This is a genomic window from Brevundimonas subvibrioides (assembly GCF_027271155.1).
GTDB classification, from domain to species: Bacteria; Pseudomonadota; Alphaproteobacteria; order Caulobacterales; family Caulobacteraceae; genus Brevundimonas; species Brevundimonas subvibrioides_D.
In genome coordinates, this window is sequence record NZ_CP114542.1 from 865,269 (window position 1) to 879,902 (window position 14,634).

The 14,634-nt window shown below is 68.0% G+C and carries 18 protein-coding genes; 14 read left to right on the forward strand and 4 right to left on the reverse strand.

Going from position 1 to position 14,634, the window contains the following annotated elements; all coding sequences use genetic code 11:
• Positions 1-35: 35 nt before the first annotated feature.
• Together O3139_RS04260 and O3139_RS04265 are read right to left on the reverse strand one after the other, a co-directional pair.
• Positions 36-254, reverse strand: a complete 219-nt coding sequence (locus O3139_RS04260; protein ID WP_269515718.1) for a hypothetical protein — start codon at positions 252-254, stop codon at positions 36-38.
• Positions 254-847, reverse strand: coding sequence for a peptide deformylase (locus tag O3139_RS04265; protein ID WP_269515719.1), 594 nt, complete (start codon positions 845-847; stop codon positions 254-256). The genes O3139_RS04260 and O3139_RS04265 overlap by 1 nt, the downstream gene beginning before the upstream one ends.
• 98 nt (positions 848-945) lie before the next feature.
• Between O3139_RS04265 and ybgC the strand changes: the two genes are divergently transcribed.
• The 5 genes from ybgC to O3139_RS04290 all read left to right on the forward strand — a co-directional run bounded on the left by ybgC (position 946) and on the right by O3139_RS04290 (position 4,021).
• A complete protein-coding gene (ybgC, locus tag O3139_RS04270) occupies positions 946-1,392 on the forward strand; it encodes a tol-pal system-associated acyl-CoA thioesterase (RefSeq protein ID WP_269515721.1) in 447 nt (148 codons plus the stop codon).
• An 88-nt stretch (positions 1,393-1,480) separates the two neighbouring features.
• Positions 1,481-1,891 carry a hypothetical protein gene (locus O3139_RS04275; protein WP_269515723.1) on the forward strand — a complete coding sequence of 137 codons (411 nt, stop codon included), beginning with the start codon at positions 1,481-1,483 and terminating at the stop codon, positions 1,889-1,891.
• A gap of 93 nt (positions 1,892-1,984) precedes the next feature.
• Positions 1,985-2,749, forward strand: a complete 765-nt coding sequence (tolQ, locus tag O3139_RS04280) for a protein TolQ (protein WP_269515725.1) — start codon at positions 1,985-1,987, stop codon at positions 2,747-2,749.
• 1 nt (position 2,750) lies between these two features.
• The gene (locus tag O3139_RS04285) at positions 2,751-3,203 is read left to right on the forward strand and encodes an ExbD/TolR family protein (RefSeq protein ID WP_269515727.1); all 453 of its coding nucleotides are present in this window, start codon (positions 2,751-2,753) and stop codon (positions 3,201-3,203) included.
• Positions 3,204-3,205: 2 nt separating this feature from the next.
• Entirely contained in the window at positions 3,206-4,021 is an 816-nt protein-coding gene (locus tag O3139_RS04290; protein WP_269515728.1) for a hypothetical protein, read from the forward strand.
• On the opposite strand, the gene O3139_RS04295 is transcribed toward O3139_RS04290, so the two are convergent.
• Together O3139_RS04295 and O3139_RS04300 are read right to left on the reverse strand one after the other, a co-directional pair.
• Entirely contained in the window at positions 4,018-4,458 is a 441-nt protein-coding gene (locus tag O3139_RS04295; RefSeq protein ID WP_269515729.1) for a TA system VapC family ribonuclease toxin, read from the reverse strand. The genes O3139_RS04290 and O3139_RS04295 overlap by 4 nt on opposite strands.
• Positions 4,455-4,679: a type II toxin-antitoxin system VapB family antitoxin gene (locus O3139_RS04300; RefSeq protein ID WP_269515730.1), complete on the reverse strand. Its 225-nt coding sequence runs from the start codon at positions 4,677-4,679 to the stop codon at positions 4,455-4,457. The genes O3139_RS04295 and O3139_RS04300 overlap by 4 nt, the downstream gene beginning before the upstream one ends.
• 174 nt (positions 4,680-4,853) lie before the next feature.
• Between O3139_RS04300 and tolB the strand changes: the two genes are divergently transcribed.
• The 9 genes from tolB to O3139_RS04345 all read left to right on the forward strand — a co-directional run bounded on the left by tolB (position 4,854) and on the right by O3139_RS04345 (position 14,597).
• On the forward strand, positions 4,854-6,254 hold the full coding sequence (tolB, locus tag O3139_RS04305) for a Tol-Pal system beta propeller repeat protein TolB (protein ID WP_269515731.1): 1,401 nt from the start codon (positions 4,854-4,856) through the stop codon (positions 6,252-6,254).
• Between the two features lie 83 nt (positions 6,255-6,337).
• The gene (gene pal / locus O3139_RS04310) at positions 6,338-6,892 is read left to right on the forward strand and encodes a peptidoglycan-associated lipoprotein Pal (RefSeq protein WP_269515732.1); all 555 of its coding nucleotides are present in this window, start codon (positions 6,338-6,340) and stop codon (positions 6,890-6,892) included.
• A 108-nt stretch (positions 6,893-7,000) separates the two neighbouring features.
• On the forward strand, positions 7,001-8,107 hold the full coding sequence (locus O3139_RS04315) for a DUF3667 domain-containing protein (protein ID WP_269515733.1): 1,107 nt from the start codon (positions 7,001-7,003) through the stop codon (positions 8,105-8,107).
• Between the two features lie 45 nt (positions 8,108-8,152).
• A complete protein-coding gene (locus O3139_RS04320; RefSeq protein WP_269515734.1) occupies positions 8,153-9,010 on the forward strand; it encodes a tetratricopeptide repeat protein in 858 nt (285 codons plus the stop codon).
• 80 nt (positions 9,011-9,090) lie between these two features.
• A complete protein-coding gene (locus tag O3139_RS04325; protein ID WP_269516406.1) occupies positions 9,091-10,260 on the forward strand; it encodes a tRNA lysidine(34) synthetase in 1,170 nt (389 codons plus the stop codon).
• A gap of 58 nt (positions 10,261-10,318) precedes the next feature.
• On the forward strand, positions 10,319-12,262 hold the full coding sequence (ftsH, locus tag O3139_RS04330; protein WP_269515735.1) for an ATP-dependent zinc metalloprotease FtsH: 1,944 nt from the start codon (positions 10,319-10,321) through the stop codon (positions 12,260-12,262).
• 109 nt (positions 12,263-12,371) lie between these two features.
• On the forward strand, positions 12,372-13,586 hold the full coding sequence (locus O3139_RS04335) for an acyltransferase family protein (RefSeq protein ID WP_269515736.1): 1,215 nt from the start codon (positions 12,372-12,374) through the stop codon (positions 13,584-13,586).
• Positions 13,587-13,645: 59 nt separating this feature from the next.
• Positions 13,646-14,290: a hypothetical protein gene (locus tag O3139_RS04340; RefSeq protein WP_269515737.1), complete on the forward strand. Its 645-nt coding sequence runs from the start codon at positions 13,646-13,648 to the stop codon at positions 14,288-14,290.
• 4 nt (positions 14,291-14,294) lie between these two features.
• Positions 14,295-14,597: a winged helix-turn-helix domain-containing protein gene (locus O3139_RS04345; protein WP_269515738.1), complete on the forward strand. Its 303-nt coding sequence runs from the start codon at positions 14,295-14,297 to the stop codon at positions 14,595-14,597.
• Positions 14,598-14,634 lie beyond the last annotated feature (37 nt).

Genomic DNA, 14,634 nt, shown 5'->3' on the forward strand with positions numbered 1-14,634 from the left:
GTCCCGTCAAGTGACGTTGCGTTGCAGGGGGACGCCTATTGCCAGCGCGTTCCCACGCCGCCGCCCTCGTCCCATTCGCCGCCGGCATCGAGCGCGTCGTCGAAGTCGAGCAGCCGGTCCAGCAGGACGCCCGCGATGACGCCCAGGGCGGCGACCCCGACCAGGGTGGCGACCGAGCCGATGCCGATCTTCTCCGAACGCGTCAGGCGACGACGGCCGGTCGGGTCGATGATGCGGGACCTGGCGCGGGCCATCAGGCGTCCTCTCTCAGTCGCATGGTCTTCTTTACCCTGGACATGGCGCGGTCGCGGCGCAGACGTGACAGGTGGTCGATGAACAGGACGCCGTTCAGGTGGTCCAGCTCGTGCTGGAAGCAGACGGCATACAGACCCTCGATCTCTTCCTCGATGCGGGTGCCGCTGCGGTCCAGATAGGCGACGCGCACGCGGGCGGGGCGTTCGACCTGATCGAAATACTCGGGGATGGAGAGGCAGCCTTCCTCGTAGCAGAAGGTCTCGTCCGAGGCCCACAGGACCTCCGGATTGACGAAGTAGCGGGGATTGGGAACGCGGGTCTCGCCGCCGCCCTCGCCCTCGCCCTCGCCCTCTGCGGCCGGTTCGGCGCCTGCAGGGGCCGGGCCGTCGCCCAGGTCCATGACGACCACGCGCTGAAGCGCGCCGATCTGCACAGCGGCCAGGCCGATGCCGGGGGCGTCGTACATGGTGTCCAGCATGTCATCCATCAGGGCGCGCACGGCGTCGTCGACCCGGTCGACGGGCTTTGACACCTGTTTCAGGATCGCCAGGTCGGGCGCGTTGTCGATGGTCAGGATGCGTCGGATGGCCATGGCCGTCAGGTAGGCGTGGGGGGCCGAAGGGTCAAGTTTGGCGCATGCCGCGCGGGTTTGCTGTAGGAGAGGGCCGACGCCGCGAAAGGAGCCCGACCATGACCGACCAGCCCGCCATGGGCCGCTTCGACGGCCGTGCGCATCTGTTGCCGGTGCGGGTCTATTATGAGGACACCGACTTCACCGGGGTCGTCTATCACGCCAACTACGTCCGCTATTTCGAGCGGGGGCGGTCCGATTTCCTGCGCGCCCTCGGCATCGGCCATGCGCAGCTGCTGGAGGGCGAGGCCCCCATGGCCTTCGTGATCGCGGAAATGAGGTTGCAGTTCGTCAGGCCCGCGCGGATCGACGACGCCCTGGTCGTGCGGACCACCTATGATGCGGTGAAGGGCCCGCGGCTGATGATCTCTCAGGCGGTCGAGCGGGACGGCGAGGCGCTTTGCCGGGCGGAGGTGACGGCGGTCTGCATCCATCTGGACGGGCGCCCCCGGCGGCCGACGAAGGCCCTGGTCCAGGCGGTCGCGCCCTGGCTGGTGCCCGCCTGACGGTTTCGTAACTTGCCGCGCGGGGCGGCGCGGCTAGACTCACCGCAAATGGGGGGATCCATCAATGGCGTCGTCTTCGGAAGTCAACATGACCGGCAGCGCGGTGATCGTCACCTTCCTGCTGCTGGCGATGCTCGTCGGCGGCGGGCTGGTGGGCTGTCCCTATTACAAGGTCTGGGAACGGAAGATGGCCGGTCAGGCCGAGCTGCAGTACCAGCAGGGCGCGCGGCAGGCCCTGATCGCCCAGGCCGCGGCCGAGGACGAGGCCTCCATCAAGCGGGCGGAGGCGGCGACGCGGCGGGTGCGCGGCTGGGCCGATGCGGCCAAACGGGGGTGCGAGGATGTGGGCCTTGCGAACGATCGCGCCTGCGTCAACCAGCTGCTGCGCGACGCGGCGACCTATTCCATCGCCAAGGAAGGCCATGAGGGGGTGATCGTCTCGGTCGGGGCGCCCGTCTCCGTGGCGGTGCAGCCACAGACCGGCGGTCGTCAGGAATAGGCGGCCTCCGAACCGCCCGTCCTCCGCTACCCTGCCATAGAACCGCCACCGCCCGTCGCTCGATAGGGCGAAAGACGCATTCAGGATTCCCGCATGACCGTTGCCGCCGTGGCCACCGACGCCTCCATGATGAACCCGGTCACCCTGTTCATGACCGCCGACTGGGTGGTGAAGGGGGTGATGCTGGGTCTGGCCGTGGCCTCGGTCTGGTCCTGGACCATCATCATCGACAAGGCGTTCCGCTTCACCGCCCTGAACCGCCAGGCCGATGCGTTCGAGGACGCGATCGGCTCGGGGCGTTCGCTGGAAGACGTGGCCGCCCAGGCAGGGCCACAGCCGACCCACGCCCTGCCGCGCATGCTGGTCATCGCGCTGGGCGACTGGAAGGAAACGCGCCTGAAGGGGCCGATGACCGACACCCAGGGCAACCTGCTGGTCAGCCGTATAGACCGGGCGCTGGACTCCCTGATCGCGCGCGAGGGCCAGAGGATCGAGGAAGGGCTGGGGGTGCTGTCGGTGGTGGCCACGGCCTCGCCCTTCATTGGCCTGTTCGGGACCGTCTGGGGCATCATGAACGCCTTCGGGCGGATCGCGGCGGCGGGCAACACCAACCTGACCACGGTCGCCCCGGCCATCGCAGAGGCCCTGTTCGCCACTGCCGTGGGTCTGGCGGCGGCCATTCCGGCCTATATCGCCTACAACAAATTCTCGATCGATGCGGGTAAGTTCACCGGGCGGCTGGAAAGCTTCGCCGACGACCTGCAGGCGGCCGTCGCGCGTCGACTGGGATCCGGCACACCCGCGCCGGTGACGCCGCCGCCCTCATCCGGCGCCACGCCCTACCGCCGGAGCGTCTGAGATGGCGATGGGTGGAGGCGGCGGAGGCGGCCACGTCCGGGGCCGACGCCGCGCGCGCAGGAAGCCGCTGAGCGAGATCAACGTCACGCCGCTGGTCGACGTGATGCTGGTGCTGCTGATCATCTTCATGATCTCGGCCCCGCTGCTGACCGTGGGCGTGCCGGTCGAACTGCCGAAGACCGAGGCCAGCGCGGTCGAGACCGACAAGCCGCCGGTGACCGTCTCCATCGACCGGGATGGCGCGATCTTCGTGGCGCGCGACGAGACGGCCTTTGATGCCCTGATCGAACGGGTCACCGACGAAGCGGGCGATACCGACAGGGAAGAGCTGTCGATCTTCGTGCGAGCCGACGGGCGGGCCCCCTATCAGGCCGTGGCGCGGGTGATGGCGCGGCTGTCGGCGGCCGGGTTCACCAAGCTGAACCTGATCACGGACACGGCGGCGGAAAGCTGACCATGGCCGCGCGGGCACCGTCTCCGGCCATTCTGGGCGCGATCCTGCTGCACGCGGGCGTCGCGGCCCTGTTCCTGCTGCGCTGGCCGCAGGCGGAAGAGGACATCGTGCCGATGGTGTCTTCCGTGCCTGTTTCGATCGTGTCGTCCGAGGTCGTCGAGGCCGCCGCCGCCGACAATCCCTCCGATGAACTGGTGACCGAGGACGCCGCCACCGCACCGGTCGAGGCCGAGGTGGCCCCGATCCCGCCGGCCCCGACGCCGCCGACGCCCGCACCGCGTCCGACACCCACGCCGACGCCCCGTTCCATGCCGCCCCGGCCGACGCCCCCGCGTCCGACGCCCCCGACACCGGCCCGGCCGACCCCGCCGCGTCCCACAACGCCGACCCGCCCGGCCGCGACCCCGCGCGAGACGCCGTCGCTGGACCTGGACAGCCTGGCCGGCCCGCGCCGTCAGGCCCCGGCCCCGGGACCGCGCGCCGCGACCGGCCAGCAGGGACGCGGACAGGCCCCGCAGGCCACCGGCCCGCAGCTGACCGCCATCTTCAACCAGGTCTATCCGAACTGGACCCTGCCCTGTGATATCCCCGGGGCGAACGCCCTGCGGATCGAGATGGATGTCACTCTGTCGGCTGACGGGCGGATTACCTCGGGGCCGACCTTGCGCAATGCCCGGTCGGACTCGGTCTATCGCGCCGCCGCCGACGGGGCGTTGCGAGCGATCCGCCAGACCGCGCCGTTCGACGTGCCGCAGGGATTTCCGGGGGGCGCGTTCCGGCCGGTGTTCGTGACCGAACGGGCGTGCCGGAACCGCTAATTCGTCAGCGTTCCAATTATCTCAAGGGCCGCATCGCCGCCTTTGACGGCGCGCGTCGATAAGCGGCGATCGAAAGTGGCCAGCTTGCCGCCGTTATGCACGGCCAGAGCGAGCAGGTAGGTGTCCGTCACCTGGCCGTGGCTGGTCAGTCGGGCCGGATCCACGAGCGGCGAGGTCAGCAGGCTGATCGTCTCGGGCCAGAAAACGTGACCCGGTCGCTGGCAAACACGGCCCAGGATTTCCGCCATGGCCGCCGCCGTTCCCGGCATCTGGTAGGACGGCTTGCCAGCGATCCGGATAAAGGCGTGCTGCGTGATCGGACAGGTGGCCCAGCCCTCGTCGATCGTGCGCTCGAACCAGGCCTTCGCATAATCGCTGTGGACGTGATCGGGGTCGATCAATGCGATCAGCACATTGGCGTCGAGAAGATAGATCAATCCTCTTCGTCCCGGGATGCGTTGACCATCGCCATCGTGACGACGGCACCGCGCCGGGGCAGCTGCGGGAAGCCATTCCACATGTCAGTCGAGGAAGCGGGCGCCTCAAAAGATTTTCGGAGGCGCTCTGAAACCACCTCGCCGATGGAGCGATTTTCGTAATCGGCTATGGCGCGTGCGCGCTCCAGCAAATCGTCATCGATAGTGAGGGTCGTTCTCATCTCACCAACCTACCGCATCACGCATCACGCATCAACGTCTGACCATCCCTGACACCGCCCCCCGGCAAGGATTGCCGTCCCGAATGTCGCCCCATTCGCCCGCAAGCTGGCGTTTGTCACACGGTCTGGCGATAAGGACCGGGACATTCTCGCCTGCGCCTATAGGAGACTTCGATGCGTCTGAACCTGCTTCTCGGCACTGTGGCGGCCATCGGCATCCTGGCGACCTCGCCGCAGGCCCAGACCTCCGGCCTGAACGGGCCCAGCCGCCAGCAGGCCCAGGCCCAGCCGGCCCAGACGGGCGAACCGATCGAGGTCGAGATCGATCAGGGCGTGCTGCGCCCCTTCCAGATCGCGGTGGCCCCGTTCAGCGGCCAGAACGGCACCTCCCTGACCGAAGTCCTGTCGGGCGACCTGCGCCGTTCGGGCTTCTTCGAGCCGATCAATCCGGCCAGTTTCATCGAGACCGGCCTGACGCTGGCCAATGCCCCCAACTTTCCGCAGTGGACCCAGATCGGGGCCCAGGCGGTGCTGTACGGATCGGTGACCCCGCGTCCGGATGGCCGCAACGACTTCGGCTTTCGCCTGTACGACCCGTACCGCCAGTGCCAGCTGGTCAGCTACAACTTCACCGCCACGCCCGAGCAGTGGCGCCGGATCGCGCACAAGATCGCCGACGTCGTCTATGCGCGCATGACCGGCGAGACCGGCGTGTTCGACACCCGGATCATCTATGTGGCCGAGAGCGGCACCGAGCTGAACCGCCTCAGCCGCCTCGCGATCGTGGACCAGGACGGCTACAATCCCGTCTTCCTGACCGACGGCAGCGAAATCATCCTGACGCCGCGCTTCTCGTCCAATCCGAACGAGATCACCTATATGGCGCTGGGGCGGGATTACAGCCGCATCTATCTGTACAATCTCCAGACCGGGCGACGGGAAAACCTGGGCGAGTTCGACGGTCAGGCCCTGGCGCCGCGCTATTCTCCGGACGGGACCAAGGTGGCCTTCTCGATCATCCGGGGCGGCAATACCGACGTCTATGTGATGAATCTGCGCACCCGCCAGCTGTCGCGCCTGACCTCGGATCCCGGAATCGACACCTCGCCGTCGTTTTCGCCCGATGCGTCGCGGATCGTGTTCAACTCCGACCGGACCGGGACGCCGCGCCTGTATGTGATGAACGCCGACGGATCGAACCAGCGTCCGATCTCCAGAGGCGGCGGCAGCTATACGGCACCGGCCTGGAGCCCGCGCGGCGACCTGATCGCCTTCACCAAGTCGGGCGGCGGACAGTTCGGCATCGGCGTGATGAACACCGACGGCTCGGGCGAGCGGATGCTCAGCCGGTCCTATTTCGAGGAAGGCCCGTCCTGGGCCCCCAACGGGCGCTATCTGATGTTCTCGCGCCAGACGCGGGGCGGGAACACCAATCTGTGGATGGTGGACCTGTCGGGGCGGGTCATTGCCCAGTCCGGCTATCAGGGCAGGGGGTCGGACCCGGCCTGGTCGCCACTGCTGGACAGCGCGCCGCAGAACCTGGGCACCGGCGGTGCCGACAGCTGCCCGACCTGACTTTTCCCGACGAAACCAAACACGGGTCGCGGCCTTATGGTAAGGCTTGGCACGGCCGAGAACAGACGAAGGAGACCCCGAGAATGTCCCAGTCCACTGCAGTGAAGATCGCCCTGGTCGGTCTGGCCGCCCTGTCCATGGCCGCCTGTACGCCGCGTCGCCCGGTGACCGGCGCGACGGACGGCACCGGCGTGGCCGTGGCCAACAATCCCGTCTATCCCGGGCCCGGCAACGGCGGCATCGACGGCAGCGCGACCGGCCCGGCGGCGATCGGTTCTGAACAGGACTTCGTCGTCAACGTCGGCGACCGGGTCTATTTCGACCTCGACAGCTATGAGGTCAGCCCCGAGGCCTATCCGCGCCTGGACGCCCAGGCCGCCTGGCTGCAGCGCTATCCGCAGGTCCAGGTCCGGATCGAGGGCAATGCCGACGAACGCGGCACCCGCGAATACAATCTGGCGCTCGGTGCCCGGCGCGCGGAGTCGATCCGCAACTATCTGATCGACCGCGGCGTGCCGGCCGGCCGGATCGACACCATCAGCTTCGGCAAGGAACGTCCGATCGCCCAGGGGGCCAACGAGGACGCCTGGGCCCGGAACCGCAACGGACACACGGCCATCGTGACGGGCGCGAACTAGGGAAGAGTCTCCTCCCCGTCCGCAGGATGGGGAGGAGACCCCTCCATCCACCCTTGCCTCGACCCCGCCCGACCGGCAGATTGTGCGCTGCACGGTCTGGGGGACCCCATGGTGGATATCGAGGCGACCGGGGGTCTGATCACCGGGGGTATTCTGGCGGGCGCGGTCGAAAAGCCGACCGGCCATGCGGGCGAGGCCCATTCCGGCACCTGTAGCGACTGCGGCGAGCCGGTCACGGCCAATTTCTGCGCCAACTGCGGCCAGCCGACCCATGTGCACCGGACCCTGCTGCATCTGGGCGAGGAACTGCTGCACGGCGTCATGCATTTCGACGCCCGCATCTGGCGTACCCTGCCGCTGCTCATGCTGAATCCCGGCAAGCTGACGCGCGAATGGATCCACGGGAAGCGGACGCGTTACGTGTCTCCCCTGGCCATCTTCCTGTTCACCGTCTTCCTGATGTTCTTTGCCCTGAGCTTCGGGGGGGCGCCGGTGGTCCAGGAAGAGCCGCTGGATGTGCGCATCGCCGCGGCCCGGACGGCCGTGATCGAGGCCCGCCAGGCCCTTGCCACGGTCGAGGCCGAGACGCCGGCCGATGCTCCGGGCCGCGAGGGTATCGTGGCCGGGGCCCGGGGCGCGGTCACGGGAGCGGAAGGGAGCCTTCAGAGGCTGGAAGAGGCCAAGGCGGCCGGTCCCAGATCGGACGGGATGGTGCCCGGCAGCTGGCAGGCGTCGGTCGCCGACGCCGTCCATGACGGGAATGTCCACATCGGCTTCGGTGACAGGAAGATGCGGGAGAAGATCCTGCACAAGCTCGCGAACCCCGATTTCGCCGTCTACAAGATCCAGCAGACGGCCTACAAATTCGCCTTCCTGCTGATCCCGCTGTCGATCCCGTTCGTCTGGCTGCTGTTCGCCTGGAAACGGGGGTTTACCTGGTACGATCACGGGGTGTTCGTGCTGTATTCCCTGACCTTCATATCGATCCTGACCATGGTGATCGGGATTTTCGGGCGCTGGGACGGATGGTTTACCGATACACTGGGGACCCTGCTGTTCCTGTCGATCCCGGTCCATATGTTCGCCCAGCTGAAGGGGACCTATGGTCTGTCGGTGTTTTCGGCGGCGTGGCGGACCTTCGTGCTGCTGAATTTCTGCATCCTCACGATCAGCCTGTTCCTGACCGCGATCGTGCTGATGGGCCTGACGGGATGATCGCCTGCCTTGCGGCGGCCCCAAATCGGTGAAAGCTGTAGCGTCATGAAAAGCCTGCTCACCTTCCGGAACATCGCCCTGGCCGTCGTCGGCTGCGGGCTGGTCGGCGGGGCCGTCGTGGCCCAGACCCAGCCGCTGCCCGCCGTGCAGTGGGACAACCGCCGCCTCGATACGCTGGACCGCAACGTCCGGCGTCTGGAGCGCGCCCTGACCCAGCGGAACAGTCAGGGCCAGCCCGTGCTGGTCGAGCCGGACCCTGAGGTCCTGGCGCTGCAGGGGCGCGTCGGCGTGATGGATCGACGTCTGCGCGATCTGGAGGCCACCGTCCAGCGGGTGAACGGCGATCTGGAGCGGATGACCTTCTCGCTGGACGAGAGCGACCGCGACAATGCGGCCCTGCGCCTGCGCCTGACCGATGCGGAAGGCCGCGTGCAGGCGCTGGAGCGCGCCGCTGCGGAGGACCGCGCCGCCCGGGAAGCCGCCGAAGCCGAAGCGGCCCGTCCCCGCTCCCCGACCGGCGACGCCGCCTCGGACCTGGCCGCGGCCAGGGTGCTGCTGAGCGCCGATCCGGCACAGGGTCGGGCGGCGCTGGAGGCCGTGACCATCAACTGGCCCGATACCCCGTCCGCCCGCGAGGCGCTGTGGCGTGTGGGCGACATCATCCGCGCGGGTGGCGATCAGGCCGGGGCGGTGCAGCAATATGCCCAGGCCCTGCAGGGCTGGCCGACGCAAGGCTGGGCCGGCGAGGTCACGTTGAAGCTGGCGCGCGGTCTGGAGGCCACAAACCGCGATCCGCAGGCGTGCGCGGCGCTGGGTGAGTACAACCGGCGCTATGCGGCGACCTCGACGGCTGGCCTGCGCCAGATCGCTGCGGAGACCGGCCGGGCCGCGAACTGCCGCTGACCGACGACCTGACCGCGCGGGTCCGGGCCCGGCTGGATGCGCGGCTGGAGCGGAACGTCGACCCTCCCGTCGCCCTGGCCCTGTCCGGCGGCGGGGACTCCATGGCCCTGCTGTCGATCGCGGCAGACTGGGCGCGCGAGGCTGGACGCCGGCTCCTGGCCATCACCGTCGACCACGGATTGAACCCCGAGGCCGCCACCTGGAGCCGCCTCTGTGCCGGGGCGGCACGGGCCGTCGGTGCGGACTGGATGGAACGCCGCTGGGAGGGCGACAAGCCTGCCACCGGCCTGCCCGCCGCCGCGCGCCGCGCCCGTCACGCCCTGATCGCCGACGCGGCGCGAGCGGCGGGCGCCAGGGTCGTGCTGTTCGCCCACACCGCCGACGACATCGCCGAAAGCGACTGGATGCGGATGCGGGGTTCGACCCTGGGGGACTTGCGGGAATGGTCGCCGAGCCCGGCCTGGCCTCAGGGGCGGGGGCTGATGCTGCTTCGACCGACGCTGGGGGAGCGGCGGGAGGCCCTGCGGGACGGGCTGCGCTCGGCCGGGCAGGGCTGGATCGAGGATCCGGGAAATGACCGGTTTGCCAGGGGGAGAGCGCGTCATGCCCTGACCGGCTCGCCCCTTGACCCCTCACCCTTTCGGCTGAAGGAGGATCGCTCCGCCCTGCGAGCCTCAAGCCCTCTCCCGCTGGGAGAGGGATTTGCCGGGGCAGGCGAAAATCTTGCCATGACCCTTTTATGCGCCGCCGGCCATGATCGATTGCCGCGTCCGGACCGGCTGGCGGCTCTCGCGGACCGGCTCCGAACCGGCGACCCCTTCACCGCGACCTTGGCGGGGGCGAGGATCGAGGTCTCGTCCGATCGCGGGATCATCGGCCGCGAGGCGGGCGAGCTGAAGCGAAAGCCCGTTGCCGCCATCCCCCTCCACCCGGACATTCCCATTGTCTGGGACGGTCGCTACGCGATCACCGCCCGTGAACCCGGCTGGTCGGTGACCGCCGCCCTCGGCCGACTGAACCGGCTGTCGAAGGCGGATCGCGCCATCGTCGATACAGTCGCGCCCTGGGGCCGCGGTGCCCTGCCGGTCCTGATCCGGGACGGATCGGATGCGCCGGTTCTTGCATGGCGAGAGGCGAAGGTTCGTGCGCTTGCGCCGCGTCGTCTGGCCCTGGCGCTGGGCGAAACGACGCAGGAATGCGACCTTCACGGAACGATCCATGGCGAAACGCCGCCGTCTGACCTATTTTGAATTCGAACACGTGAAACCCATGCCGGACAGCCGTCCGGCGACCTAGGAAATCAGAGCGATGAACCTGCGCAACATGGCCATCTGGGGCGCGATCCTGCTGGGTCTTCTGGCCGTCTATGCGGCGATCAGCCAGGGCAGCGCCATGGGCATACCGGGCGGGAGTGCCGCCTCTGCGGCGCGGCCCGTGGCGATCAGCTATTCGCAGCTGAACGACCAGGTGGCGGCCGGTGAGGTCAAGTCGGTCATGATCTCGGGCGACCAGGTCACCGGCGTCTACAAGAATGACAACCGCTTCACCGCCGTGGTGCCGATTTCGGACAACCAGCTGGCTGCCCGTCTGGACGCCGCCGGTGTCGACGTCGGGGCCAAGACCATCCGCCAGTCGGTCTGGATGAGTGCCCTGCTGGGCCTTCTGCCGATCCTTCTGCTGATCGGCGTCTGGATCTTTTTCATGCGCCAGATGCAGGGCGGCGCGCGCGGAGCCATGGGCTTCGGCAAGTCCAAGGCGAAGCTTCTGACCGAGCACAAGGGCAGGAAGACCTTCGACGACGTCGCCGGCGTGGACGAGGCCAAGGAAGAACTTCAGGAGGTCGTCGACTTCCTGAAGGATCCGGCCAAGTTCCAGCGCCTGGGCGGAAAGATCCCCAAGGGTGCCCTGCTGGTGGGCCCTCCCGGCACCGGCAAGACGCTGCTGGCCCGTGCCGTGGCGGGTGAGGCGGGCGTGCCCTTCTTCTCCATCTCCGGCTCTGACTTCGTCGAGATGTTCGTGGGCGTCGGCGCCAGCCGCGTGCGCGACATGTTCGAACAGGCCAAGAAGAACGCGCCCTGCATCATCTTCATCGACGAAATCGACGCCGTCGGACGGCACCGCGGCGCGGGCCTCGGCGGCGGCAATGACGAGCGCGAGCAGACGCTCAACCAGCTGCTGGTCGAGATGGACGGGTTCGAGGCCAACGAAGGCATCATCCTGATCGCCGCCACCAACCGTCCCGACGTTCTGGACCCGGCCCTGCTGCGTCCCGGCCGCTTCGACCGCCAGGTCGTCGTGCCGAACCCGGACGTTTCCGGCCGCGAGCGCATTCTTCGCGTGCACATGAAGGACGTGCCCCTGGCCGCCGACGTCAACGTCAAGACCATCGCACGGGGCACGCCCGGCTTCTCGGGTGCCGACCTGGCCAATCTGGTCAATGAGGCCGCCCTGATGGCGGCGCGCAAGGACCGTCGCATGGTCACCCATCGCGACTTCGAGGACGCCAAGGACAAGGTCATGATGGGCGCCGAGCGCAAGTCCATGGCCATGAACGAGGAGGAGCGCCGCCTGACCGCCTATCACGAGGGTGGCCACGCCATCGTCGCCATGAACGTCAAGATGGCGGACCCGGTGCACAAGGCGACGATCGTCCCGCGTGGTCAGGCGCTGGGCATGGTGATGCAACTGCCGGAAGGCGACCGCTATTCGATGAAATACCAGCAGATGGTCGATCGCATCGCCATCATGGCCGGTGGCCGCGTGGCCGAGGAACTCATCTTCGGCAAGGAGAACATCACCTCCGGCGCGTCGTCCGACATCCAGCAGGCGACCAAGCTGGCCAGGCGGATGGTGACCCAGTGGGGCTTCTCCGACGTGCTGGGCACGGTGGCCTATGGCGAGAACGAACAGGAAGTCTTCCTGGGTCACTCGGTCGCCCGCAGCCAGAACATCAGCGAGGAGACCGCCCGCACCATCGACGCCGAGGTCAAGCGATTGGTCACCTCCGGCTGGGACGAGGCGCGCGAGATCCTGACCCGCAAGGCCGCCGACCTCGAAACCCTGGCCCAGGCGCTGCTGGAGTATGAGACCCTGTCGGGCGAGGAGATCAAGGACCTGCTGGAGAAGGGCGCGGCCCCGAACCGCGACGAGAACAACTTCCCCAACGCCGGACCTTCGGTGTCGGTGCCGGTGACGCCGGTGTCGGAAGGCGTCACGGTCGTCGCCTCGGACCAGCACCCCACCGTCCACTAGACGTCAGAGCCCCGCCTTCGCGCAATAGAGGCGGGGTTCTTTCTGACGAACAAGTTTGCATTTCAAACAGGTCTGTGAGATATGGCTCTTCGAACGAGGGAGAGGCACGATGACCACCGATATCCATCAACCGGACCGTCTGCATGGGCTGGATGCGCTGAGGGGCGGGGCCCTGCTGCTGGGCGTCGTCCTGCACGCGAGCCTTGCCTTCTTTCCGCAACAGATCTGGATCGTCGCCGACGATAGCCGGTCCATCGGCGCGGCCTGGCTGTTCTTCGCCATCCACCTGTTCCGCATGACGGCCTTCTTCCTGATCGCGGGCCTGTTCGCCCATATGATGCTGGCGCGCCGGGGATGGTCGGGCTTTGCCAGGGACCGGGCCCTGCGGATCACGGGGCCACTGGCAGCCTTCTGGTTTCCGGTGATGGTCGGCATCGTCGGGGCCCTGATCTGGACGTCCTATGTGAACGGCCTGGTGGTGCCCGGCGCGCCGTCGCCCCCGCCGCCGACCTATGACTGGACCAATTTCCCGCTGACACACCTGTGGTTCCTCTATGTGCTGACCCTCTTCTATGCGGCGGTCCTGGTGCTGCGCGCGCCCTTCGCCCTGCTGGACAGGGATGGCGGCTGGGGTCGGATCGTGGACAGGATGACCGGTACCCTGATCGGGCCGTGGACGCCGACCGTTCTGGCCGCGCCTCTGGCCCTGGCCCTCTATCTGGATCCGAAATGGATCGCCTTCTTCGCCGTGCCGACGCCGGACGCGGGACTGGTGCCGCACACTTCGGCCCTGGTCGGGTTCGGTCTGGCGTTCGGCCTGGGCTTCCTGATCGACCGGCGTCGCGACCTGTTGACCCGGATCGCCGCCTGGTCGCCGCTGTACCTGGTCGTGGCCGTGGTCTCGGGTGTCGCCGCCTGGCATCTGGCCGGCGGGCCGAAGATCACGCCCATGGTCGAACCGACCGACGAAAAGGCGATCGCGGCGGCGGTGACGGCCCTGGCCGTCTACAGCTCCGCCTTCGCAGCGATGGGGCTGTGCCTGCGCTTCCTGTCGGGCTACAGCGCGATCCGGCGCTATCTCGCCGATGCCTCCTACTGGGTCTACATCCTGCACCTGCCGCTCGTCATGCTGGCCCAGGTCTGGGTGCAGGACTGGGCCGGGCCCTGGTGGCTGAAGCTGGGCGGGGTGTCGCTGGGCGTCCTGGCCGTCTGTCTGATCACCTACGAATTGCTGATCCGCCACAGCTTCATGGGACGCTGGCTGAACGGCCGGCGCGTCCCGTGGCGCAAACCCGCGCCTGTCGCCGCCGTTCCTGCCGAATAGCTTGCCAATCCCCCTCGGCTCGTCCACCCCGGACGGACCGGTCCAACGAGAGAATCGCCATGTCCGAAAGCTCCAGCAAGCCGTCCGCCGAGGCCGACCTCGCCTTCCTGCGCGCGATCGTGGAGGGTGGGGGTGGGCGCAAGCAGATTCCCATGGGCGTGCTCTTTCTCGTCGGCGGGCTGCTCTACGGGGTCCAGTGTCTGTTCCATCTGGGCCAGATCGCCGGCCTCGTCCGCTGGCCCGACTGGGCGACCCTGACCTTCGTCATCGCCATCACGGGGGCGATGTGCGTGGCCATCGCCTGGGTGGTCGTCGCAGACCGTCGATCGGGCGTTGCCGCGACCAAGGGACCGACGGCCGGCCGCGCCATGAACAGCGCCTTCACCGCTACGGGTCTGGGCAATCTGGCGGTCATCATCATCTTCGGCGCCGGTTCGGCACGCGACGGCGATTTCGCGGTCTGGCTCTATTATCCCGCCATCGTCTTCGCCTTCCAGGCCATGGCCTGGTTCGTTGCCTGGACCCTGAAGCGCAAGGCGTGGATGGGGCTGGTGGCCGCCGGGCACTGGACGACCGCCGTGGCCCTGGGCCTGCTGGTGCGGGAGCCGATCGCCTATCTCTGGGTCGCGACGGCCGCCCTGTTCCTGCTGTTTGCCCTGCCCGGCGCCATCATCCTGCGTGACGCCCTCCGGGCCGAGGCCTGACTCCATGGCGCTGGGCGATCTGGGCCGGATCGACGAGGTCATCCACGGTCGCATGCGGCTGGGGATCATGGTCTATCTGGCCGACGTCGAAACCGCCGATTTCACCGAGCTGAAGACGGTGCTGGAGGCCACGCAGGGCAACCTCTCCGTCCATCTGAAGAAGCTGGAGGAGGCGGGCCATGTGGCGATCGACAAGAGCTTCAGGGACAACAAGCCGCTGACGCGTGTGACCCTGACCCCCTCTGGCCGAAAGGCCTTCGCCGCCTATCTGGAAGCCCTGGGCGGACTGATCGGAAAGAAGGACTGATGGCACCGGTGGTCGTCGATTGGCGCGTTCTTCAGCG

What these genes read in the sequence shown, in the direction of transcription:
- O3139_RS04260 (WP_269515718.1), bottom strand. Translation starts at nt 254, where the DNA reads ATGGCCCGCGCCAGGTCCCGCATCATCGACCCGACCGGCCGTCGTCGC.
- O3139_RS04265 (WP_269515719.1), bottom strand. Translation starts at nt 847, where the DNA reads ATGGCCATCCGACGCATCCTGACCATCGACAACGCGCCCGACCTGGCG.
- ybgC (WP_269515721.1), top strand. Translation starts at nt 946, where the DNA reads ATGACCGACCAGCCCGCCATGGGCCGCTTCGACGGCCGTGCGCATCTG.
- O3139_RS04275 (WP_269515723.1), top strand. Translation starts at nt 1,481, where the DNA reads ATGACCGGCAGCGCGGTGATCGTCACCTTCCTGCTGCTGGCGATGCTC.
- tolQ (WP_269515725.1), top strand. Translation starts at nt 1,985, where the DNA reads ATGACCGTTGCCGCCGTGGCCACCGACGCCTCCATGATGAACCCGGTC.
- O3139_RS04285 (WP_269515727.1), top strand. Translation starts at nt 2,751, where the DNA reads ATGGCGATGGGTGGAGGCGGCGGAGGCGGCCACGTCCGGGGCCGACGC.
- O3139_RS04290 (WP_269515728.1), top strand. Translation starts at nt 3,206, where the DNA reads ATGGCCGCGCGGGCACCGTCTCCGGCCATTCTGGGCGCGATCCTGCTG.
- O3139_RS04300 (WP_269515730.1), bottom strand. Translation starts at nt 4,679, where the DNA reads ATGAGAACGACCCTCACTATCGATGACGATTTGCTGGAGCGCGCACGC.
- tolB (WP_269515731.1), top strand. Translation starts at nt 4,854, where the DNA reads ATGCGTCTGAACCTGCTTCTCGGCACTGTGGCGGCCATCGGCATCCTG.
- pal (WP_269515732.1), top strand. Translation starts at nt 6,338, where the DNA reads ATGTCCCAGTCCACTGCAGTGAAGATCGCCCTGGTCGGTCTGGCCGCC.
- O3139_RS04315 (WP_269515733.1), top strand. Translation starts at nt 7,001, where the DNA reads ATGGTGGATATCGAGGCGACCGGGGGTCTGATCACCGGGGGTATTCTG.
- O3139_RS04320 (WP_269515734.1), top strand. Translation starts at nt 8,153, where the DNA reads ATGAAAAGCCTGCTCACCTTCCGGAACATCGCCCTGGCCGTCGTCGGC.
- ftsH (WP_269515735.1), top strand. Translation starts at nt 10,319, where the DNA reads ATGAACCTGCGCAACATGGCCATCTGGGGCGCGATCCTGCTGGGTCTT.
- O3139_RS04335 (WP_269515736.1), top strand. Translation starts at nt 12,372, where the DNA reads ATGACCACCGATATCCATCAACCGGACCGTCTGCATGGGCTGGATGCG.
- O3139_RS04340 (WP_269515737.1), top strand. Translation starts at nt 13,646, where the DNA reads ATGTCCGAAAGCTCCAGCAAGCCGTCCGCCGAGGCCGACCTCGCCTTC.
- O3139_RS04345 (WP_269515738.1), top strand. Translation starts at nt 14,295, where the DNA reads ATGGCGCTGGGCGATCTGGGCCGGATCGACGAGGTCATCCACGGTCGC.